Raw genomic sequence first — 3,184 nt, forward strand, 5'->3', positions numbered from 1 at the left:
GCACGGCGACTGCCTACCCTCGCAGGCAGTTTCCCACCAACTACTCTCGGCGTTAAGAAGCTTAACTTCTGTGTTCGGCATGGGAACAGGTGTATCCTTCTTGCCATCGCCACCGTACTCTTTCTGAGCTTTTACACTCAAAACTGAATATAATCTCTAGCCTTTAAACCTTTGAGCTTTGGTCAAGTGCTCGACTGATTAGTACTAGTCCGCTCCACATATCGCTATGCTTCCACTCCTAGCCTATCTACCTCATCGTCTTTAAGGTGTCTTACTGCTTTCGCATCGGAAATCTCATCTTGAGGGGGGCTTCGCACTTAGATGCTTTCAGCGCTTATCCCTTCCATACATAGCTACCCAGCGATGCCTTTGGCAAGACAACTGGTACACCAGCGGTATGTCCATCCCGGTCCTCTCGTACTAAGGACAGCTCCTCTCAAATTTCCTACGCCCACGACGGATAGGGACCGAACTGTCTCACGACGTTCTGAACCCAGCTCGCGTGCCGCTTTAATGGGCGAACAGCCCAACCCTTGGGACCGACTTCAGCCCCAGGATGCGACGAGCCGACATCGAGGTGCCAAACCTCCCCGTCGATGTGAACTCTTGGGGGAGATAAGCCTGTTATCCCCAGGGTAGCTTTTATCCGTTGAGTGATGGCCTTTCCATGCAGTACCACCAGATCACTAAGCCCGACTTTCGTCCCTGCTCGAGTTGTAGCTCTCGCAGTCAAGCTCCCTTATACCTTTACACTCTGCGAATGATTTCCAACCATTCTGAGGGAACCTTTGGGCGCCTCCGTTACACTTTAGGAGGCGACCGCCCCAGTCAAACTGCCCACCTGACACTGTCCTCCAGAACGCTCAGCTCTGTGAGTTAGAGGATCCATCAAACAAGGGTAGTATCCCAACATTGCCTCCGGTAAGACTAGCGTCCTACTTTCTCTGGCTCCTACCTATCCTGTACATGTTTAACAAATACTCAATATCAAGCTACAGTAAAGCTCCATGGGGTCTTTCCGTCCTGTCGCGGGTAACCCGCATCTTCACGGGTATTATAATTTCACCGAGTCTCTCGTTGAGACAGTGCCCAAATCATTACACCTTTCGTGCAGGTCGGAACTTACCCGACAAGGAATTTCGCTACCTTAGGACCGTTATAGTTACGGCCGCCGTTTACTGGGGCTTCAATTCAAACCTTCGCTTACGCTAAGCTCTCCTCTTAACCTTCCAGCACCGGGCAGGTGTCAGCACCTATACGTCATCTTACGATTTTGCAGATACCTGTGTTTTTGATAAACAGTTGTTTGGGCCTATTCACTGCGGCTGATATTTTACTATCAGCACCCCTTCTCCCGAAGTTACGGGGTCATTTTGCCGAGTTCCTTAACGAGAGTTCTCTCGCTCACCTGAGTGTTCTCCACTCGACTACCTGTGTCGGTTTGCGGTACGGGTAAAATTGTTCTGGCTAGAAGCTTTTCTTGGCAGTGTGACATCATGACCTTCGCTACTTTTATTTCGCTCCGCATCACAGCTTGAAATCTAAAGACAAGCATTTGACTCATCTTTTTTCTTACTGCTTGCACATGTATTTCCAGCAACATGCGTCATTAGCCTCCTGCGTCCCTCCTTTGCTCATATCGAACAATTTCAGTACAGGAATTTCTACCTGTTGTCCATCGGCTACGCCTCTCGGCCTTACCTTAGGTCCCGACTTACCCTGGGCGGACGAGCCTGCCCCAGGAAACCTTAGTCTTTCGGCGGATAGGATTCTCACCTATCTTTCGCTACTCATACCGGCATTCTCACTTCTAAGCGCTCCATTAGTCCTCTCGATCTAACTTCGCCGCACTTAGAACGCTCTCCTACCACGCATATAATATATGCATCCACAGTTTCGGTACTATGCTTAGCCCCGGTACATTTTCGGCGCAGCGTCACTCGACTAGTGAGCTATTACGCACTCTTTAAATGGTGGCTGCTTCTAAGCCAACATCCTAGTTGTCTACGCAACTCCACATCCTTTTCCACTTAGCATAGATTTGGGGACCTTAACTGGTGATCTGGGCTGTTTCCCTTTCGACTACGGATCTTATCACTCGCAGTCTGACTCCCGTGCATTGATATCTGGCATTCGGAGTTTATCTGGATTCAGTAACCCCTGACGGGCCCCTAGTCCAAACAGCGCTCTACCTCCATTATCATTCACACGAGGCTAGCCCTAAAGCTATTTCGGAGAGAACCAGCTATCTCCAAGTTCGTTTGGAATTTCACCGCTACCCACAACTCATCCCCGCGATTTTTAACTCACGTGGGTTCGGTCCTCCAGCGTGTTTTACCACGCCTTCAACCTGGTCATGGGTAGGTCACTTGGTTTCGGGTCTACGTCATGATACTCTTTCGCCCTATTCAGACTCGCTTTCGCTCCGGCTCCGTCTTTTCTGACTTAACCTTGCACCATAACGTAACTCGCCGGTTCATTCTACAAAAGGCACGCCATTACACTTTAATGTGCTCTGACTACTTGTAGGCACACGGTTTCAGGTTCTCTTTCACTCCCCTTCCGGGGTTCTTTTCACCTTTCCCTCACGGTACTGGTTCACTATCGGTCACTAGTTAGTATTTAGCCTTGCGAGATGGTCCTCGCGGTTTCAATCGGGATTTCTCGTGTCCCGACCTACTCAGGATCCTGCTAAGTCTCTCCGCAATTTCGCTTACGGGGCTTTCACCCTCTCTGGCTTATCTTTCCAGATAATTCTGCTATCACTTCAAGTACTATATCGCAGTCCTACAACCCCAACTGGCAAGCCAGCTGGTTTGGGCTCTTTCCTGTTCGCTCGCCGCTACTTGGGAAATCGATTTTTCTTTCTCTTCCTGCAGCTACTTAGATGTTTCAGTTCACTGCGTCTTCCTTCATTAACCTTAACAGTTAATGATAATACCTCGCGGTATTGGGTTCCCCCATTCGGATATCTCCGGATCATTGCTTACTTACTGCTCCCCGAAGCCTTTCGTGGTTCGTCACGTCCTTCATCGGCTTCTAGTGCCAAGGCATTCACCATGCGCCCTTTTCTACTTGACCTATTTCAAGTTGAGTTTCTCTCTCTTCTCGGTCGCTCTTCAATCTGTTTTTTTCGATTGTCTCGGTTTTTTGCTTTTGATTATATTCAGTTTTCAATGTACTA

2 rRNA genes are annotated in these 3,184 nt (G+C 49.1%); both read right to left on the minus strand.

Annotated features, from left to right (window positions below):
- Positions 1-117: ribosomal RNA gene (gene rrf / locus HMPREF0528_RS08515) — 5S ribosomal RNA — on the minus strand.
- Between the two features lie 61 nt (positions 118-178).
- A 23S ribosomal RNA gene (locus tag HMPREF0528_RS08520) occupies positions 179-3,081 on the minus strand.
- Positions 3,082-3,184: the final 103 nt, after the last annotated feature.

This window comes from Lactobacillus johnsonii ATCC 33200 (assembly GCF_000159355.1).
GTDB lineage: Bacteria > Bacillota > Bacilli > Lactobacillales > Lactobacillaceae > Lactobacillus > Lactobacillus johnsonii.